18 protein-coding genes are annotated in these 19,030 nt (G+C 54.8%); 6 read left to right on the top strand and 12 right to left on the bottom strand.

Annotated features, from left to right (window positions below):
- Positions 1-12: 12 nt before the first annotated feature.
- The 11 genes from NG42_RS06680 to pilM all read right to left on the bottom strand — a co-directional run bounded on the left by NG42_RS06680 (position 13) and on the right by pilM (position 9,081).
- Positions 13-690, bottom strand: coding sequence for a phosphoglycolate phosphatase (locus NG42_RS06680; protein WP_052898489.1), 678 nt, complete (start codon positions 688-690; stop codon positions 13-15).
- Entirely contained in the window at positions 674-1,360 is a 687-nt protein-coding gene (rpe, locus tag NG42_RS06675; protein ID WP_052898488.1) for a ribulose-phosphate 3-epimerase, read from the bottom strand. The genes NG42_RS06680 and rpe overlap by 17 nt, the downstream gene beginning before the upstream one ends.
- Before the next feature lie 89 nt (positions 1,361-1,449).
- Positions 1,450-2,262: an adenine-specific DNA-methyltransferase gene (gene dam, locus NG42_RS06670; RefSeq protein ID WP_052898487.1), complete on the bottom strand. Its 813-nt coding sequence runs from the start codon at positions 2,260-2,262 to the stop codon at positions 1,450-1,452.
- Positions 2,263-2,362: 100 nt separating this feature from the next.
- A complete protein-coding gene (locus NG42_RS06665; RefSeq protein ID WP_052898486.1) occupies positions 2,363-3,361 on the bottom strand; it encodes an SPOR domain-containing protein in 999 nt (332 codons plus the stop codon).
- Positions 3,362-3,449: 88 nt separating this feature from the next.
- A complete protein-coding gene (gene aroB, locus NG42_RS06660) occupies positions 3,450-4,538 on the bottom strand; it encodes a 3-dehydroquinate synthase (protein ID WP_052898485.1) in 1,089 nt (362 codons plus the stop codon).
- A 193-nt stretch (positions 4,539-4,731) separates the two neighbouring features.
- The gene (gene aroK / locus NG42_RS06655) at positions 4,732-5,253 is read right to left on the bottom strand and encodes a shikimate kinase AroK (protein ID WP_017802997.1); all 522 of its coding nucleotides are present in this window, start codon (positions 5,251-5,253) and stop codon (positions 4,732-4,734) included.
- Between the two features lie 400 nt (positions 5,254-5,653).
- On the bottom strand, positions 5,654-6,901 hold the full coding sequence (gene hofQ, locus NG42_RS06650; RefSeq protein WP_072133214.1) for a DNA uptake porin HofQ: 1,248 nt from the start codon (positions 6,899-6,901) through the stop codon (positions 5,654-5,656).
- On the bottom strand, positions 6,843-7,229 hold the full coding sequence (locus NG42_RS06645; RefSeq protein WP_053115769.1) for a HofP DNA utilization family protein: 387 nt from the start codon (positions 7,227-7,229) through the stop codon (positions 6,843-6,845). Before NG42_RS06645 ends, hofQ begins: the two co-directional genes overlap by 59 nt.
- Positions 7,219-7,716, bottom strand: a complete 498-nt coding sequence (locus tag NG42_RS06640; RefSeq protein ID WP_053115770.1) for a HofO family protein — start codon at positions 7,714-7,716, stop codon at positions 7,219-7,221. Before NG42_RS06640 ends, NG42_RS06645 begins: the two co-directional genes overlap by 11 nt.
- Entirely contained in the window at positions 7,709-8,254 is a 546-nt protein-coding gene (locus NG42_RS06635) for a PilN domain-containing protein (RefSeq protein ID WP_053115771.1), read from the bottom strand. Before NG42_RS06635 ends, NG42_RS06640 begins: the two co-directional genes overlap by 8 nt.
- On the bottom strand, positions 8,254-9,081 hold the full coding sequence (gene pilM / locus NG42_RS06630; RefSeq protein ID WP_052898484.1) for a pilus assembly protein PilM: 828 nt from the start codon (positions 9,079-9,081) through the stop codon (positions 8,254-8,256). The genes NG42_RS06635 and pilM overlap by 1 nt, the downstream gene beginning before the upstream one ends.
- Positions 9,082-9,218: 137 nt before the next feature.
- On the opposite strand from pilM, the gene mrcA reads away from it, so the two are divergent.
- A complete protein-coding gene (mrcA, locus tag NG42_RS06625; RefSeq protein ID WP_052898483.1) occupies positions 9,219-11,771 on the top strand; it encodes a peptidoglycan glycosyltransferase/peptidoglycan DD-transpeptidase MrcA in 2,553 nt (850 codons plus the stop codon).
- 75 nt (positions 11,772-11,846) lie between these two features.
- On the opposite strand, the gene nudE is transcribed toward mrcA, so the two are convergent.
- On the bottom strand, positions 11,847-12,413 hold the full coding sequence (gene nudE / locus NG42_RS06620) for an ADP compounds hydrolase NudE (RefSeq protein WP_052898482.1): 567 nt from the start codon (positions 12,411-12,413) through the stop codon (positions 11,847-11,849).
- 409 nt (positions 12,414-12,822) lie between these two features.
- Here nudE and NG42_RS06615 point away from each other — a divergent pair, with 409 nt between their 5' ends.
- From NG42_RS06615 to pckA, 5 genes are all read left to right on the top strand, one after another.
- A complete protein-coding gene (locus NG42_RS06615) occupies positions 12,823-14,961 on the top strand; it encodes an intracellular growth attenuator family protein (RefSeq protein ID WP_052898481.1) in 2,139 nt (712 codons plus the stop codon).
- 56 nt (positions 14,962-15,017) lie between these two features.
- Positions 15,018-15,689, top strand: a complete 672-nt coding sequence (gene yrfG / locus NG42_RS06610) for a GMP/IMP nucleotidase (protein WP_052898480.1) — start codon at positions 15,018-15,020, stop codon at positions 15,687-15,689.
- Positions 15,690-15,718: 29 nt separating this feature from the next.
- Positions 15,719-16,120, top strand: coding sequence for a ribosome-associated heat shock protein Hsp15 (gene hslR / locus NG42_RS06605; protein ID WP_052898479.1), 402 nt, complete (start codon positions 15,719-15,721; stop codon positions 16,118-16,120).
- A gap of 22 nt (positions 16,121-16,142) precedes the next feature.
- Positions 16,143-17,021 (top strand): Hsp33 family molecular chaperone HslO, encoded by an 879-nt coding sequence (gene hslO / locus NG42_RS06600; protein WP_052898478.1) that lies wholly within the window; start codon positions 16,143-16,145, stop codon positions 17,019-17,021.
- Positions 17,022-17,364: 343 nt separating this feature from the next.
- Positions 17,365-18,984: a phosphoenolpyruvate carboxykinase (ATP) gene (gene pckA, locus NG42_RS06595; RefSeq protein WP_052898477.1), complete on the top strand. Its 1,620-nt coding sequence runs from the start codon at positions 17,365-17,367 to the stop codon at positions 18,982-18,984.
- Positions 18,985-19,030: the final 46 nt, after the last annotated feature.

Here is a 19,030-nt window from a genome sequence, read left to right as displayed (position 1 = left end):
CTATCCTGATAATTACAGCCCTAACGCGGGCAGAAGCTCGTTAAAATCGTCCAGAGCGAGGCTCGGATGGCTGGTGGTGATCGATTCACCATAGTTATAACCGAAGGTCATGCCAACACAGGGGCAGCCTGCCGCCTGCGCTGCCAGAATATCATTGCGTGAGTCACCGACAAACAGCAACTGCTCAGGCAACAGACCAAAATGACCTAAAACTAAGAACAGCGGTGCCGGATGCGGCTTTTTCACCACCACGTCGTCGCCGCCGATAATCAGCGAAAAGTGCTGAGCAATACCCAGCGAACGCAACAGTGGCTCGACAAACGGCGTGGGCTTATTGGTGACCAGCGCCAGCGGCAGATTGTGCTGCGCCAGCGTCGCCAGCACCGTGGCGACATGCGGAAACAGCGTACTGCCGCTCTCGACGGTCTGCGCATAATATTGATCAAACAGCGCACGTGCGTCGCGCGCCTGATCGTCGTGCGGCGATTGGCCCAATGCCCACGTCAGGGCGCGCTCAACCATAATATCGGCGCCATTGCCGATCCAGGTCGCCACCCGCTCAACGCCAGGCGCCGGAAGCTGCATCGCTTGCAGCGCCTGATCGAGTGCACTCGCCAGACCTGGCGCGCTGTCGACCAGCGTACCATCCAGATCAAACGCTAATGCGCGAATATCAGTGAAATGAGCCATGGCGCGATTTCTCCAGTTCATTGCGCATATCGTCGATCACTTTTTTGTAATCCGGATGACCGAAGATCGCCGATCCGGCAACAAACATATCCGCACCCGCCGCCGCAATTTCTGCAATATTATCGATCTTCACGCCGCCATCGACTTCCAGGCGAATATCGTAACCGCTGTTATCGATCAACTTGCGCACCTGGCGCAGTTTGTCCAGCGTGGAAGGAATAAATGACTGGCCGCCAAAGCCCGGATTCACCGACATCAGCAGAATGATATCGACTTTATCCATCACATAATCGAGGTAGTTCAGTGGCGTGGCAGGGGTAAACACCAGCCCGGCTTTACAACCGTGCTCTCTAATCAGTTGCAGCGAGCGATCCACGTGTAATGAGGCTTCAGGATGGAAAGTGATATAACTGGCACCGGCTTTGGCAAATTCCGGAATCAGGCTGTCGACCGGTTTTGCCATCAGGTGGACGTCAATCGGCGCAGTAATGCCATAGTCGCGCAGCGCTTTCAGCACCATCGGGCCCATGGTCAGATTGGGTACGTAGTGGTTGTCCATTACGTCGAAATGCACTACATCGCCTCCGGCTGCCAGGGCTTTAGCCGTATCTTCGCCAAGGCGGGCAAAATCTGCAGACAGAATTGATGGGGCCAGCAAAAATCGTTTCATCCGTTTCTCCCAATTGATGTGCCTGTGACCGGCACAGGCATAATTTCCAGGTCGGCGAACGAAACGCTCTATACCGCAGCTGTGCTGGTTTAGCTATAGAGCGCCAGTAATTCGTCCACTTTACTGCGACCACTAATACTTCTGCTGATTGACCGCCGCGCTTTCACCACATGCAGCACCGCATCCTGATACCAGAGGCGGGTTAATTCGGTGTCATGGTTGGAGATCAACACCGGAATATGGCGCTCCTGCGACAGCTTTTCCGCCAGTTCCGCCAGATGCTGCTGCTCACGCAGGCTAAAGCTGTTGGTGTGGTAGGCGGTGAAATTCGCCGTGGCCGACAGCGGCGCGTACGGAGGATCGCAATAGACTACCGAACCCGGACGCGCGTTGTTCAGGGTAACATCGTACGATTCACAGACAAAGGTGGCTTTTTGCGCACGCTCGGCAAACCAGTACAACTCATCTTCCGGGAAGTACGGCTTCCGGTAGCGGCCAAAGGGCACGTTAAATTCGCCACTGAGATTGTAGCGGCATAAGCCGTTATAACAGTGACGATTCAGCCAGGTAAACAACACCGCACGGCGATAAGCATCGCGGCTGGCGTTAAACTCGCTGCGCCGTGCATAGTAGAAGTCAGCATCGTTAGCCTCCGGAATAAACAGCTGGCGCGTATCGTTAATAAACTCAACGGTGCGGGTTTTCACGATGTTGTAGAGATTGATGAGATCACTGTTGATATCAGCCAGTATGTAGTTGTCATAGTCGGTATTAAGAAAGACCGACCCGGCACCCACAAAAGGCTCAACTAAACAGTCTCCCTGCGGAAGATGACGTCGAATATCGTCCAGTAACGGGTATTTGCCACCCGCCCATTTCAAAAAAGCGCGATTTTTTTTCATGCCGTCGTTATTACTTTTACTCTTCTGGCTGTGGATTTACCCGACAGCATATCTGCGCTTGAATTTCATCTCGGGGCCGTAGCATTACGGCCCCGACAGATTAATTAACCGATTCCTTTTTTACCTGACTGACCGGCTTGACCCATGGACTCTGGGCACGAACCTCAGCAGGCAGTGAAGAGACAGCACGTTTGGCATCGGCTGGTGTGGCGTAGGAGCCGCTAACCAGCACATACCAGGGTTGACCGTTACGCGTGGTTTTATACACGTGATAGCCATTCAGATTCTGTTTTTTCGCCCAGGCATTCAGCGTATCGGAACGTGAAGCGCTGCTCAGCTGCAAAGTATAGTTACCGCCCGGTGTCGACTGGCTGGCCGTCGCAGGTGCGCTGTTGCGGCTGGCGGTCGCTGTCGGCTTGCTGGTTTCTTTAGCTGCGGGTTTAGTGGCAGCCGGTTTCTGCGTCGCCGGTTTGTGCTGCTGGGCGTTGGCCTGATGCTGCGCCGGTTTCGCCGCCGGTTTTGACGCTGGCTGACCAGACGGATTACCGCCCGCGACCGTCGCCGGTGCAGTTGGCAATGAGCTATTGCCCGACGCGGCGTTATTGACTTCGCCCTGCTGCGAGTTAAGCGCTGTGTTCAGATCGCCAGGCAGTTCAACCCGCTGTTGATTCGCTGGAGCCTGGACTGGCTCAGCCTGAGTCGGCGTCGACGAGATCGGTGGCGCACTCAGTTGCTGACCGCTGTTGGAAGCATTCTGGCTGGATGAGTCAGTCAGCGCACCTGGCGTAGTAGCGGATTGATCGTTAGCCTGGCCGCTGATTGATGAGGAACCGGAGAGATCGATACTCTTTTCCCCGCCATTGCCATTGCTGCCGGTATTACCGCTCACTGGCTGCTGCGCTTGCTTATCATCGCTCGGGCCATTCAATGCCGAGCCAATACCAATCACTAACAGCAGCAGCACAAGGATACCGATGCCCATCATCATATGCTGACGGGAAACCGCAATCTTCGGCGCCGAAGACGTTTTACGCGATCGCGTAGGGCGACGGTCACTGGTGTCAGGTTTTAACTCGTCTTCCGGTTTAAACTCGTCCATTACAACCTCCTCCCGTTTAACAGCATACGCCGCCCACCTGGGTGGACGGCGTCTGGATCATATTCAGGCCGGCAACGCCGACGCTATTTTAAGATTTCTGGCAATCTTCAATTGCTGCCAGAACAATATCATGCGCGACACCGCCACGCACTTCGGCTTTACCGATTGCGAGAGGCAACACCAGCCGTAACTCCCCGGCTAACACTTTTTTATCGCGCATCATATGCGGTAAGTAGTCCTGCGACTGCATGCTTTCCGGACCGTTAACCGGCAATCCGGCACGCGTCAGCAAGGCAATAATGCGGTCAGTGTCCGTCGCGCTGAACTGACCAAGGCGCTCAGCCGTTCGTGCTGCCATCACCATTCCGGCGGCAACCGCTTCACCATGCAACCAGTTACCATAGCCCATATGCGCTTCAATCGCATGACCATAGGTATGACCCAGGTTCAACAGCGCACGCAGACCGGTTTCACGTTCGTCGGCCGCAACCACTTCAGCTTTCAGTTCGCAGCAGCGACGGATGCAATACGCCATCGCAGCCCCATCCAGCGCCATCAGCGCATCGAGGTTCTGTTCCAGCCAGTCGAAGAAGTCAGCATCGAGAATGATGCCGTATTTGATCACTTCCGCCATGCCTGAAGCCAGTTCACGCGGCGGTAAGCTATTGAGGCAATCCAGATCGACCACCACCGAAGCAGGCTGGTAGAAGGCACCGATCATATTCTTGCCAAGAGGATGGTTAACGGCGGTTTTGCCACCAACCGAGGAGTCGACCTGAGATAATAGAGTGGTCGGCACCTGAATAAAGCGCACGCCGCGTTGATAGCTGGCGGCGGCGAAACCGGTCAGGTCGCCAATCACCCCGCCACCGAGGGCAATCAGGGTGGTATCGCGACCATGCGGTTTTTCCAGTAGCGCGGTGAAGACCTGGTCCATAACCGCCAGGGTTTTATACTGCTCGCCGTCAGGCAAAATAACCTGATCGACTTTGATGCCCGCGCTTTCCAGCAGGTTACGCAGCGTGTCCAGATAGAGAGGAGCCAGCGTCTGGTTCGTCACCAGCATGGTCTGATCGCCCGCTTTCAGCGGCCAAAAAGAAGCCGGATCGTTAAACAGTCCGGCAGCGATGGTGATGGGGTAACTTCTTTCCCCCAGAGTGACGGTAATCCTCTCCATGACGCTGTATAACCCTATGTGCTATGCCCATTGTCTGGGCAGGTATGTACAACTGAGTTGAAATCGACCGCGCCTCAGGATTCGGCGTCAAACCAGCATGCAATACGCAATTATCAGCAATAACTGTCGCAGGCTTACTGGTTCTGACCTTATCTGAAGCCGCACGAGCCTCATTCCAACGCGTTTACACTAATCAGTTCTTTTCCAACATATTAATGATCTGATTAGCGACTACTTTGGCACTTTGATCGTCGGTGCGAATCGTCACATCTGCAATCTCTTCATACAGCGGATTGCGTTCGTTCGCTAAAGCTTCCAGCACTTCACGCGGAGGCGAATCAACTTGCAGCAGCGGACGCTTTTTATCACGTTGCGTACGTGCCAGTTGTTTCTCAATAGTGGTTTCCAGATACACCACAACGCCACGGGCGGAAAGACGATTACGGGTTTCACGTGATTTTACAGAGCCGCCGCCAGTTGCCAGCACAATGCCCTGTTTTTCGGTGAGTTCATTAATGATTTTTTCTTCGCGATCACGAAAGCCTTCTTCGCCCTCAACGTCGAACACCCAGCCCACATCCGCTCCGGTACGTCGCTCAATTTCTTGATCAGAATCGAAAAATTCCATATTGAGTTGCTGAGCTAACTGACGACCAATAGTGCTTTTGCCGGCACCCATAGGCCCAACCAGAAAGATATTGCGTTTCTCTGCCATTTTTTCGGTATTACTAAGACAATTCGTTGATGATACCCCGCGTTCAACGATGCTGCCGCTGGCGGGACATGAACTGAAACCTCATGAGCGATAGTGCGAGAGTCAGACTGAAAATTATCTCAATACTCAAGGTCGTTTGGCAACCGAATAAATTGCCTGCTCACTGCGCGCTGACATCGGCGCGTTTCAGTCCGCTTTATTTATCTGACCGATTTCACATGCATCGGAACGCTGCATTAGCGCGATATAAAACGGTTTATTGCATTTTCTGCAACCGGCACGATGGCCTAAAATTCAAAATCGCTAAACCTTGTAAGCTAATTCCGCTCTTGCGTCAAACGCATATGTTAGCAATCAATGAAAAAACGTCCAGCTAAGACGCTTTCCTGACAAAAAAGCATCATTCGTCACGGATCAGTCGTGGCGTGATAAAAATTACCAGCTCACGCCGCTTCTGCTGACGAACGTCATGACGAAACAGCGCACCCAATAGCGGAATATCGCCTAATAATGGCACTTTATCGCGCCCCGTCGAGTTCTGTTGCTGGAAAATGCCGCCAAGTGCCAGTGTCTGACCATCTTTCAGGCTAATCTGGGTTTCAATCTCCTGTTTATCGATAGTCAGTACCTCAATTTCACCGCTGTGCAGATTACGCCCAGGCACATTCTGGCTGATGCGCAATTTCAGCATAATTCGCCCATTGGGTTGCACTGACGGCGTCACCTCCATGCCCAGCACCGCTTCCTTAAATTCGATGGTTGTCGCCCCGTTGTTGCCGCTGGAAACTTCATAGGGAATTTCAGTGCCCTGTTTGATGCTGGCAGGCTGTTGATGCGAGGTAAACAGACGCGGGCTGGCGATAATTTCAATCTGATTTTCGCGCTCCAGCGCGCTGAGCTCCAGATCGAGCAGGCGGCCGTCCAGCCGCGCCAGGCTGAACCCGGCGGTAAAAGTCGGTTTGGTCACGCCAAGATCAATTCCCAACTGCGTCGAGCGCAGTGCGCGGGTGATCTGCTCTTCGCTGCTTAACCCCCAGCTGACACCCAGTTCACGCAGGTTCTCTTCACTGATCGTCACGATATGCGCTGCCAGTTCAATTTGATCAAGCGGCACATCCAGCGCACGCACCCACTGCTCGGCCTGCTGTAGCGCGGAACGGGTATCGCGCAGCAACAGCGCATTCATGCGGGTATCGACCGTCACGCTGCCACGCGGCGTCAGCAGTTTGTCCCGCTCCGCCAGCAAACTGTTATTGACCGCCGTGGCATCGGCGTACAGCAAGGTTAGCGTGCGCGTCTCCAGCGGCAGATTTCGTTGCTGTTCCTCGCTGCGCTGCGCGGCACGCTGCTGCTTCTCCTGTTGCCAGCTTTCAGGATAAACCAGCATAACGTTGCCTTCGGTTTCGATATCCAGCTTTGCCATCCGGGTGATTAATGTCAGTGCCTGTTGCCACGACACCTCTTTCAGCCGCAGCGACAGCGTGCCCTGAACGCCGGGAGCCACCATCAGATTAAGCTGCTGATAGTCGGCCAGCGCCTGTAATACCCGCTCAACCGGGGCGTCATCAAATGCCAGCGTGATCGGTGCCTCATTGGCGCGGCTGCTGGTCATCAGCAGCCACAGCATGGCGGTGATTATCCTTTTCATATAAACGTCCTTTTAGTCGCAGGCTGAATTGCCGCTCTTCACAGCTTTCCGTGGCGCGAAAGCGGATACTTTGTCCATTGATCTCACCGATCTGCCAGGGAGAAACCGGAAAATGGCTGTCCGGCACCACCGTCAGCGCCTGCCCCTGCGGCGACAGCAGCCAGCCGCGCCAGTCACTTTCACGGCCAATCACGCCCTGCAAACGCCACTGGTTCAGCGTCGGCAGCTCAGTGACGCAGCGAATCACTTGCGGAGGGACGAAAGGATCGCGCGCCTGCGCATCAGCCACCACCAGCACCATTAGCCACAGCATCCGACTACCCGTCATCACTGGCTCCCAGATTAACTGTCATCCGTAGCCGCTCGCCGCTGCGCCGTAGCTGAAACGTATCGACCGTAACCGGCGGCTGACGTGAGGCGAGATACGCCATCAACTGTTGAAACTGCGGCCAGCTCAGCTGTAGCGTGAATACACCGCCCTGCGGAGCGGGTTGCCATGCCTCAAGCACCGCACCATGCGCCAGCAACGCCACCAGTGAGAAAGCCTGCTCGCCCGCCCCTTGCAGAGAAGCCCGCAACTGCTGATTGCGCTGTTGTTGCGTCAGCAGCGCTGGCTGACTGCGTAACTGCGCCAGCTGCGTCTGATAGTGCGCCAGCCGCTGTTGGCACTGATTAATCAGCGCCTGACGCTGCTGGTACTGCGGTTGCAGCCACCATCCGGCCAGTAACATCAGTAACAGCACCGGCAACACCAGCACGCTGCCCCACTGCCAGTGAGGCGCGGCATATTGCCAGCGCAGGAGCCACTCACTCATTCGGCGTTTCCTCCTGCAGGCTGGCAAGCAGACTAAACTGCATCTCGCCTTCCGCTTGTCGCTGCACCGGGCCATGACTCACCTGCTGAAACAGCGCCTGCTGCTCAAGCTGATGACGAAAAGCGCTGATATCAGCCATCTGCTGGCCGCTGCCGCTGACGCTGAATCCCGATATCGCCTTACTGATGCTGGTAAGCCACATGCCTTCTGGCATCAGCTGCGGCAACGCCAGCGCAAACTGATACCACTGCTGATTACGCTGCCAGCGTTGTTGTTGCTGATTCTGAACCGCCAGCAGGCGTTGCTGCTCCTGCTGCGCCTGCGTCAGCTTCTGTGCCAGCGTATCGGCCAGTGCAACCGCTGCCTGTCGCTGGTTCAGCCGCTGTTGCCATAACTGATTTTCCGCCGCCAGACGACAATGCAGCAGCGTCATCACCATCACACCTGGCACCATCAACCCCGCCAGCGCCCACAGCCAGTGACGCTGGCGCACTGCCCGCTGCTGTTCGCGCCAGTTCAGCAGATTTACCCACACCATTAACAATCCTCCGGCCGCAGCGCCAGCCCTGCTGCCAGCGCAAAGCTGCCGCTGCTGTGCGGTAACGGCGGTTGCATCAGTTGCAGAGCATCCAGCGGCAGCAGGTCGCGCGCACCTTCCGGTAAACTGTCGGCTTCAGCCGCGCTGTAATAGATCACTTCGGCAGCAGGCAGATAACGCAGGCGCAGCGCGGTGTAATCAGCAGCGTCATCCAGCGTGCACCAGCCGCAAGGTTGCTGCTTATTTTCCGGCGAAAACCACAGCCAGTGATCGGCCAGCCGATGAATCAGCGTTGCTGCCGGATCAAGCGCCAGCGCCAGTGCCAGCGAACGCAGCGCCGCCGCGGTTAACTCAAATACCTGGGGCAACAGTCCGGCCTGAGCAAAACACGCCAGCCACTGTTCCAGCATTTCGCGCCGTGCCGCCGTGACGCATAGCTGGCCGGGATAGTCCGGCGATTCGCGGTAGTCCAGCGCCAGCGCATCCGGCTCAATTGGGAAAAATCGTCTCGCCGCCGCCCGCACATAGCTGCTACGCTCCGGTTCGCGTAATGGCTGGCGCGGCAGGTCGATTTGGCGCTGCAACACCAGTTGCGGCGGGAAGCCGACACGCAGGGAGATATCACGGGGAAGCTGCTTACGCCAGCATTGCAGCACCGCAGTGAGTTCGGCGGAACGTTGCAGTGCGCCGTTTCTTAACGTATCTTTCGGCAGCGCATGTTGCCACCAGTGGCGCAACTGCCAGCCGTTACGACGGCGCTGGATGCCTAAGGCACAGAGCTGTCCGTTCTGGATATCCAGTCCAATTTGCCATGTCTGAAAAGCCATTTCGCGCGATCTCCATATCGTCAGAGGTTGTTATCCGGTTTCGGGTACGAAGGATGTATCAAAGCTACTGGCTTGCCTTTATACTACCGCGCGATTGTTTATAAACTGCCCAATCGACATTAAATGGGAAATCTCAGGTGAAGTTCGTAAAGTATTTTTTGATCCTTGCAGTGTGTTGCATTTTGCTGGGAGCCGGCTCGGTTTATGGCTTGTATAAATATATTGAGCCGCAGCTGCCCGATGTGAACACGCTGAAAGACGTCCGGCTACAGACCCCTATGCAGGTCTACAGTGCTGAGGGCGATCTGATTGCGCAATACGGTGAAAAACGCCGTGTGCCGCTAACTATTGAGCAAATGCCACCAGAAATGGTGAAAGCGTTTATTGCGACGGAAGACAGCCGCTTCTATGAGCATCACGGCGTCGATCCTATCGGTATCTTCCGTGCTGCCAGTATTGCGCTGATGTCCGGCCACGCCTCGCAAGGTGCCAGTACTATTACTCAGCAGCTGGCGCGTAACTTCTTTCTCAGTCCGGAACGCACACTGATGCGTAAGATCAAGGAAGCGTTTCTGGCGATCCGCATCGAGCAGTTGCTGAATAAAGACGAAATTCTTGAGCTGTATCTGAATAAGATCTACCTCGGTTACCGTGCTTATGGCGTTGGTGCCGCGGCACAGGTCTATTTCGGTAAAAACATCGACCAGCTGACGCTGAGCGAAATGGCGATGATTGCCGGTCTGCCGAAAGCGCCGTCAACGTTTAACCCGCTGTATTCGCACGATCGGGCGGTGTCGCGCCGCAATGTGGTGCTGGCACGTATGCTGGATCAGCACTACATCAGTCAGCCGCAGTATGACGAAGCGCGTAACGAGCCCCTGGTTGCCAGCTATCACGGCCCTGAAATTGCCTTCTCTGCGCCTTACCTGACCGAAATGGTGCGCCAGGAGATGATTAAACGCTATGGCGAGAATGCTTACACTGACGGCTTTAAGGTCTACACCACCGTTACCCGTAAGCTGCAAACGGCGGCACAGGAGTCCGTGCGCAATAACGTGATGGCTTACGATATGCGTCACGGCTACCGCGGCCCCTCGAATGTGCTGTGGAAAGTCGGTGAAACCGCCTGGGACAAAGCCGAAATGCTGAAAACGCTGAAGTCGCTGCCGGTTTACGGGCCGCTGCTTCCGGCGGTGGTGACGACGGCGAACAGCGATGAAGCGACCGCGCTAATGCGCGATGGCAGCAGCGTGTCACTGGGCATGGCCGGTATGCGCTGGGCGCGTCCTTACAAATCGGACACCCAGCAGGGTGCCACGCCGAGAAGCGTGACGCAGGTGGTGCAACCGGGTCAGCAGATTTGGGTACGTAAAGTTGATAATGACTGGTGGCTGGCACAGGTGCCGGATGTTAACTCCGCGCTGGTATCACTTAATCCCAAAGATGGTGCAGTACGTGCGCTGGTTGGCGGCTTTGATTTCAATCAAAGCAAGTTTAACCGTGCAACTCAGGCACTGCGTCAGGCCGGTTCCAATATCAAACCGTTCCTGTATACCGCTGCAATGGACCGGGGCTTAACCCTCGCCTCGATTCTTAACGATGTGCCGATTTCTCGCTGGGATGCGGGTGCCGGTTCCGACTGGCGTCCGAAAAACTCTCCGGCGCGCTATGATGGCCCTATTCGTCTGCGTCAGGGCTTAGGCGAGTCGAAGAACGTGGTAATGGTTCGCGCCATGCGTGCGATGGGCGTCGATTACGCTGCGGAATATCTGCAACGCTTCGGCTTCCCGGCACAAAACATTGTCCATACCGAGTCACTGGCGCTAGGTTCCGCTTCCTTCACCCCGCTACAACTGGTACGCGGCTATGCGGTGATGGCTAACGGCGGCTTCCTGGTCGACCCTTATTTCATCAGCAAAATTGAGAATGAACAGGGTGGCGTGCTGTTTGAAGTGAAGCCCAAAGTGGCCTGCCCGGAGTGCAATCTGCCGGTGATTTATGGTGATACCAAAAAAGCGCTGGCGATGAACGAAGACAGTGTAGAGAACGTGGCGGTTTCGCAAGAAAACCGCAATGTGGCGGTACCGCAGCCACAGCTGGAACAAGTGCCGACAGGGCAGCCACAGCAGGATGGCGAGCAGCAGTATGCGCCACACGTGATTAACACGCCGCTGTCGTTCCTGATTAAAAGCGCGCTGAACAGCAATATCTTCGGCGAACCAGGCTGGATGGGAACCGGCTGGCGTGCCGGGCGCGACCTGAAACGTAATGATATCGGTGGTAAAACCGGTACCACGAACAGTTCAAAAGATGCCTGGTTCTCGGGTTACGGCCCTGGCGTTGTAACGTCGGTCTGGATTGGTTTTGACGATCACCGTCGCGATCTGGGTCGTACTACCGCTTCAGGTGCTATCCCTGACCAGATTTCTGGTTATGAAGGCGGAGCGAAAAGCGCTCAGCCGGCATGGGATAACTATATGAAGTCGGCGCTGGATGGCGTACCGGTGGAGCCGCTTACCCCACCAGAAGGCGTGGTAACGGTCAATATCGATCGCAGCACCGGTAAACTGGCTAACGGCGGCAACTCCCGTGCGGAATACTTTATCGATGGCACCCAGCCAACCGAATATTCCGTGCATGATGTCGGCACCACCCTGATGGACAACGGCGAAACTCACGAGCTGTTCTGATGGTAATGGGGCGGCAAGCACGCCGCCCCATTATGATTTCTGGCGTATCGGTGGCGATTTCGCCGCCCCTGCCTCTCAGTAATCCAGCCTGCCCTGCTTCACTAACCATTCCCGCACTAAGAACAGCGCACTGACATTGCGTGCCTCGCGAAAATCCGGTTCTTCCAGCAGCGCCAGCAAATTATCCAGCGGCCAGCGCGTCAGCGGCAACGGTTCAGGCTCATCGCCTTCCAGCTTTTCGGGATAAAGTCCCTCCGCCACCACGATATTCATCTTACTGGAGAAGTAAGAGGGTGCCATGGTCAGCTTGCTAAGCGCTTCCAGCGCCGTCGCGCCAAAACCCGCTTCTTCTTTCAGCTCGCGATTCGCCGCTTCAAACACCGATTCGCCTGGATCGATCAGGCCCTTGGGAAAGCCCAGTTCGTAATTCTCCAGCCCGACGGCATACTCCTGAATTAAAATCAGGTGGTTATCAATAATCGGCACAATCATCACTGCTTCACGACCGGAAGGGCGCATACGTTCATATACCCGGCGCGCACCATTGCTGAACGCCAGGTCGACCGCTTCAACGGTAAACAACCGTGAGCGTGCAACAGTTTCTACGTTAAGTATCTCAGGTTTCTGTAATTGTCTGGTCATCATGGCCCCAGGGAATAGCCGAATAAGGTGCATCTTCGCCATTGTTATACGAAGCGCAGAATGTGATTAGATTCCATTGTGCGATAGCCACCAGCGGAATCCAATCATCGGATGCTTTAATTTACTTTCTTATAACAAATGGTTGTAAATACTAAGAAAAAGTTTTGCATAAAACACCGTTTTCAGGGATAAAAATAGGACTATGCCGATATTTTTGTGCGTACATGCCTGGTAACATTTACGCAAGGCTACTTGTAAAACCCTTCTAATTTCATGATTTTGTGCGCAATTTTGTATATAAGGCCAGTTGCCAGATCTGCCCTGCCACGCCAAAATTAATCTTAAGATATATTGCACGCCGGAGTGAGCAAGACAGTGACGGGAGTACAGAGGCTGGGATGAGCAAAGCATGAGCACAATAGTCATTATATTGGCTGTAATGCTAACCTGTTCGATCGTGGCAGGTTGTTTCTTTTGGTACGCTATGCGGCATCGTCCGCCGTTGGCGAAACCACTGCCGTTTATCAGTCCCCCTCACCGTAAGCTCACTGATGAAGAGCGTGCGGCTGTTGAGCGCTACGTCGAATCGCTGGCGAAAAACGGTGCCAGCATACTGCCAGGCGGAACCAGCGCTACGCCGGTTAAGCTGACACTAAACTCGCAAAGCAGTAACGTCTATCCGGTCACTCGTGCGATTACCCGTTACGGGCTCTCTACTGATGAGCCGCATAAATGGCGTTATTATCTTGATGCCGTTGAAGTGCATCTGCCGCCGCTGTGGGAACAGTACATCGCCGATGAAAACTACGTTGAGTTGATCAAGACTCAGACCATCCCGCTGGTGATCTCGCTTAACGGCCATTCGCTGACCAGCTACGCCTTTGAACAGCGCGCGCTGCCACCGATGGTACGCCCGCTGGCACCTAACGCATCGATTCGCAAAGAAGAAGGCGAAAATATTGAGCTGCTCAATGTGCGTAAGGAGACGCTCGAAGAGTACAGCCTGTCGCGACCGGATGGCACCCGGGAAGCGGTAGTGATCGGTAGTGCGCTGCTGATGTTCTTTATCAGCCTGCTTGCCCCTGCACTGCTGATGCCGTGGTTGATTACCGCTGGTATCGCGATGATCGCCGTCAGTTGCTGGTTCCTGTACCGTCGTCCCACGGAAAAAGATTTGCGCGAAATCCACTGCCTGCGCGGTGCACCAAAACGCTGGGGACTGTTTGGCGAGTCAAATCAGGGCCAGATCAGTAATATTTCCCTTGGCATTATCGACCTGATTTATCCACCGCACTGGCAGCCTTACGTCGCGCACGATTTAGGGCAGACGACTGAAGTCGATATCTATCTGAATTGCCAGGTGGTGCGCCAGGGCCGCTTTCTGTCATTGCAGGATGAAGTGCGTAATTTCCCGATTCAGCGCTGGCGTAAAAATCTGGTGCTGGCCTGCGGTTCCCTGCTGGTGCTGTTGCTGCTGGTCAGCTGGATACCGCTTAGCATGCCAATCAAGCTAAGCATGGCGTGGATTAAAGGCACTGAGAGTATCAAAGTCACGGCAGTTGACGATCTGCAGAAAATTTCACTGCGGGTTGGCGACAGCTTGCATGTCACCGGTAGCGGCATGTGTTCAGTGCCCGCTAACTATCAGAGCAACCGTTCTTACGCCTTTATGCCGTTCGACTGTTCGGCGATCTACTGGAACAATGCCGCGCCGTTGCCACAGCCACAATCCGAGATTATTGATAAAGCAACCGCGTTGCAGCTGACCACCAACCAGCAACTGCACCCGCAAACCAGTACCGACCCCAAACTGAACCCGCAGCTGGCGACCGCGATTCAGAAGTCAGGCATGATTTTGCTGGACGATTTTTCTGATCTGGTGCTGAAAACCCAGGATCTCTGTAGCCAGCCGCAGGACTGCGTGCGCCTGAAGAATGCGCTGGTGAATCTCGGGAATGCGAAAGACTGGGAAACCCTGATTGGCCGGGCGAATTCCGGTGCGCTGAACGGCATGAACGTGCTGCTCCGACCGGTCAGCGCTGAAGCGCTGGAAAACCTGGTGAATACCGCCACCTCATCCTTCTTTTATCGCGAAACCCATCGCGCAGCGGAAGCGCTGAATAGCCCACCGCCGGGCGGCTTCCTGATTCTCAGTGATGAAGGCCGCCAGCTGGTCAGCCAGCCGCAGCCGCCGGTTTCGCTGTTTGACTACAATGCCCCGGAACAGTGGAGCGAGCTGCAACGGCTGTCATCAATGCTGCTGCACACGCCATTTAACGCCTCGGGTATTATCACCAGCATCACTACCGATGCGAATGGCACCCAGCACGTTGCCCTGCATAATGAACCGGATGCGATCAGTCTGTGGCGCTATCTCGGCACCAGCTTACTGCTGTTAATCGTCAGCATTATTTTGGTGGCAAACAGCCTGCTGACTCTGAAGCGAATTCATCGTAACCGCACGCGCCTGGTGGAAATTCAGCGCTATTACGAACACTGCTTTAACCACTCACTGACCTCCATTCAGGCGGTGCGGCCGCTGTTCTGACCGCTGCATAACTGTGCTACCCTGTCGCCCGGTTTTTTACCTCGCGCGGAGCACGTATGCCTGATTCCCTGAACTGGTCTGAAATTGATACCGTCCTGCTGGATATGGACGGCACCCTGCTTGACCTCGCTTTTGACAGCCATTTCTGGCTACAGCACGTGCCGCTAACGCTCAGCGGCCAGCGTGGCATTAGCATTGACGCCGCCACGCAGCTGATCAGCGATAAATATCAGGCGGTGCAGCATACGCTGGACTGGTACTGCCTGGATTACTGGAGCCGGGAACTGGATCTCGATATCCGCGCGATGACATGGGCGATGCGCGAGCGGGCGGCGATGCGTGAAGACACGCTGCCATTTCTTGCCGCATTGCGCGCCAGCGGCAAACGTACCATTCTGCTGACCAATGCGCATCCCTGGAATCTGCACGTCAAGCTGGAGCAAACCGGCCTCGACCAGCACCTTGATTTATTACTTTCTACCCACACATTTGGATATCCGAAAGAAGATCAGCGTTTATGGCAGGCGGTTCAGCAGCACACTGGCTTTGAGAATGCGCGCACGCTATTTGTTGATGACAACGAAAGAATTCTCGATGCGGCAAAAAGCTGGGGAATTGGCTACTGTTTAGGCATCAGCAATCCTGACTCAGGGCGACCGGAAATCACCTTCGCCCGACATCCGGCGATAAACGACTATCGTACCCTGCTATCCGCATTAGCGCGCTAGCGGCAGGAGATCGTTAATCAGGAGCAGCAATGAAAGAGAAAAGCCCCGAGGGCGTCCGGCTCGATAAATGGCTGTGGGCTGCACGCTTTTATAAAACCCGCGCGGTGGCGCGCGAAATGATCGAAGGTGGCAAGGTTCACTATAACGGTCAGCGCGGCAAACCGAGCAAGCTGGTGGAAGTGGATGCCGAACTGACGCTCCGTCAGGGCAACGATGAACGCACCGTGGTCATACTGGCGATTACCGATCAGCGTCGTCCGGCGACGGAAGCGCAGCTGCTGTATGCCGAAACGGCACAAAGTATTGAGAAACGCGAAAAAGTGGCGCTGGCGCGCAAAATGAATGCGCTGACGATGCCCCATCCCGACCGCCGCCCCGATAAGAAAGAGCGCCGCGATCTGATGAAATTTAAATATTCAGGCGATGAATAGATCGCAACTATGAGAGAAAACTATGTCCCATCAAGACCAAATGCATCGTTACCTGTTCGAAAATCATGCCGTCCGCGGTGAACTGGTCAACGTCTCTGACACCTGGCAAAAAATTATTGAAGGCCATGATTACCCACAGCCGGTTCAGCAACTGCTGGGCGAACTGCTGGTTGCCACCAGCCTGCTGACCGCAACGCTGAAGTTTGACGGTGATATCACCGTACAGTTGCAGGGTGATGGCGCGCTGAATCTGGCGGTGATTAATGGTAACAACCGTCAGGAAATGCGCGGCGTGGCGCGTACGCAGGGTGAAATTGCTGAAGGCAGCACGCTAAAAGAGATGGTGGGCAATGGCTACCTGGTGATCACCATTTCTCCGGAGCAGGGTGAGCGCTATCAGGGCGTGGTCGGGCTGGAAGGCGATACGCTGGCGGCCTGCCTGGAAGATTACTTTATGCGCTCCGAACAGCTGCCGACGCGTCTGTTCCTGCGTACCGGCGAAGCGGAAGGCCAGAAAGGTGCCGGCGGTATTCTGCTACAGGTATTACCGGCGCAGGATGCCAGCACGGATGACTTTACCCATCTGGCCACCTTAACCGAAACCATTAAAACTGAAGAGCTGATTACGCTGCCCGCTAACGAAGTGTTATGGCGTCTGTATCATCAGGAAGAAGTGACGGTTTACGACCCGCAGGACGTGCTGTTCAAATGCACCTGTTCGCGTGAACGCTGTGGCGAAGTACTGAGAACGCTGCCGCAATCCGAAGTGGATGAAATTCTTGCAGAAGACGGTGAGATTGATATGAACTGTGACTACTGTGGTAGCCACTATGTTTACGATGCTATCGATATCGCCGCCATCCGTAACGACTCCGCGACCGGCAGCGAGCAAGTGCATTAAAAGCGTATTTTCAGTCAGGGTGGCGTTCTCCGCCGCCCATACTGGATCCAGTAACATTTCCCGGTAACTCTCTGTTATTATCACCAGCGTCGATATTTTAACCTACCCTGGCCGACGGTTACGATGCATTCCCGCCTCAGATTGCACTGAATTACATCATTAAATCGTTTCGTGTCTCATTTCTACCGCTTCGCTCTTTCGCTGAGTCATCACAGGTGTAAACTGCGCGCGATCGTGATTATCCCTGCCCTGTTTTCAGCTTATCTGTCGATGATCACGGTCGGTGAAAGCGAAATACCCCTACACTTTGTTGCAGTAAAAAAACCGATAAAGGAGCAGTAATATGCGCGCTAATGGCCTGACCGCCCAGGACCTCGTCGCTTATGGCATCACTGATACGGTTGAGATTGTCCATAATCCCGATTATGACACCCTCTTTCAGGAAGAAACCCAACCCGGTTTAGCAGGTTACGAGCGCGGTATTCAGACGCAATCCGGCGCTATCGCCGTCGATACCGGCGTCTTTACCGGACGCTCGCCGAAAGATAAATATATTGTGCGTGATGACACCACACGTGACACCCTCTGGTGGTGCGATCAGGGTAAAGGCAAGAATGATAACCAGCCGCTGTCGCAAGAAACCTGGGATTCACTGAAATCGCTGGTGACCAGACAGCTGTCCGACAAACGCTTGTTTATTGTTGATGCGTGGTGCGGTGCTAACCCGGATACCCGTCTCAGCGTGCGTTTTATCACTGAAGTTGCCTGGCAGGCACATTTCGTGAAAAACATGTTTATTCAGCCAGATGAAGCCGGACTGGCCAGCTTTAAACCCGATTTTGTGGTAATGAATGGCGCGAAATGCACTAATCCGGACTGGCAACAGCAGGGGTTAAACTCGGAAAACTTTGTCGCGTTTAACCTGACGGAAAATATCCAGCTGATCGGCGGCACCTGGTACGGTGGCGAAATGAAGAAAGGTCTGTTCGCCATTATGAACTACCTGTTGCCATTAAAAGGCATAGCTTCGATGCACTGTTCAGCGAACGTCGGCGAAAAAGGCGATGTTGCGGTGTTCTTTGGCCTGTCCGGTACCGGCAAAACCACCCTGTCTACCGACCCACAGCGTCAGCTGATTGGCGATGATGAGCATGGCTGGGATGACGACGGCGTATTTAACTTCGAAGGTGGCTGCTACGCCAAGACCATCAAGCTCTCCGAGCAAGCGGAGCCGGAAATCTATCACGCCATCCGCCGCGATGCGCTGCTGGAAAACGTGGTGGTGCTGAGCGATGGTTCGATTGATTTCGATGACGGCAGCAAAACCGAAAACACCCGTGTTTCCTACCCAATCCATCATATCGACAATATCGTCAAACCGGTATCGAAGGCGGGTCACGCGAAAAAAGTGATCTTCCTGACTGCCGATGCGTTTGGCGTACTGCCGCCGGTCTCGCGCCTCAGCGCCGATCAGACGCAATACCACTTTCTGTCCGGCTTTACCGCCAAGCTGGCGGGTACCGAACGTGGCGTGACTGAACCAACACCCACCTTCTCAGCCTGTTTTGGTGCGGCCTTCCTGACCCTGCACCCAACGCAGTATGCCGAAGTACTGGTGAAACGCATGCAGGATGCTGACGCCGAAGCATATCTGGTCAATACCGGCTGGAACGGCAGCGGCAAACGTATTTCGATTAAAGACACCCGGGCGATTATCAATGCCATTTTGCAGGGTGAACTGAGCGACGCGGAGACACAAACATTGCCGATTTTTGATCTGCAAATGCCGGTGGCGCTGAAAGGCGTCGACAGTCAGATTCTCGATCCGCGCAACAGTTATCAGAACGCTGAAGAGTGGCAAGGCAAAGCACGCGATCTGGCGCAGCGCTTTATCAACAACTTTGATAAGTACACCGATACGCCTGCGGGTGCCGCGCTGGTTAAGGCGGGTCCACAGCTTTAAAGTCAGACTGTAGGGGCGGCGTTCTCGCCGCCCGTGCCGAAGATTT

Source organism: Winslowiella iniecta (genome assembly GCF_001267535.1).
Taxonomy (GTDB): domain Bacteria; phylum Pseudomonadota; class Gammaproteobacteria; order Enterobacterales; family Enterobacteriaceae; genus Erwinia; species Erwinia iniecta.
Note: the sequence above shows the minus strand (reverse complement) of the source record. Positions and strands in the feature narration are given on the sequence as shown.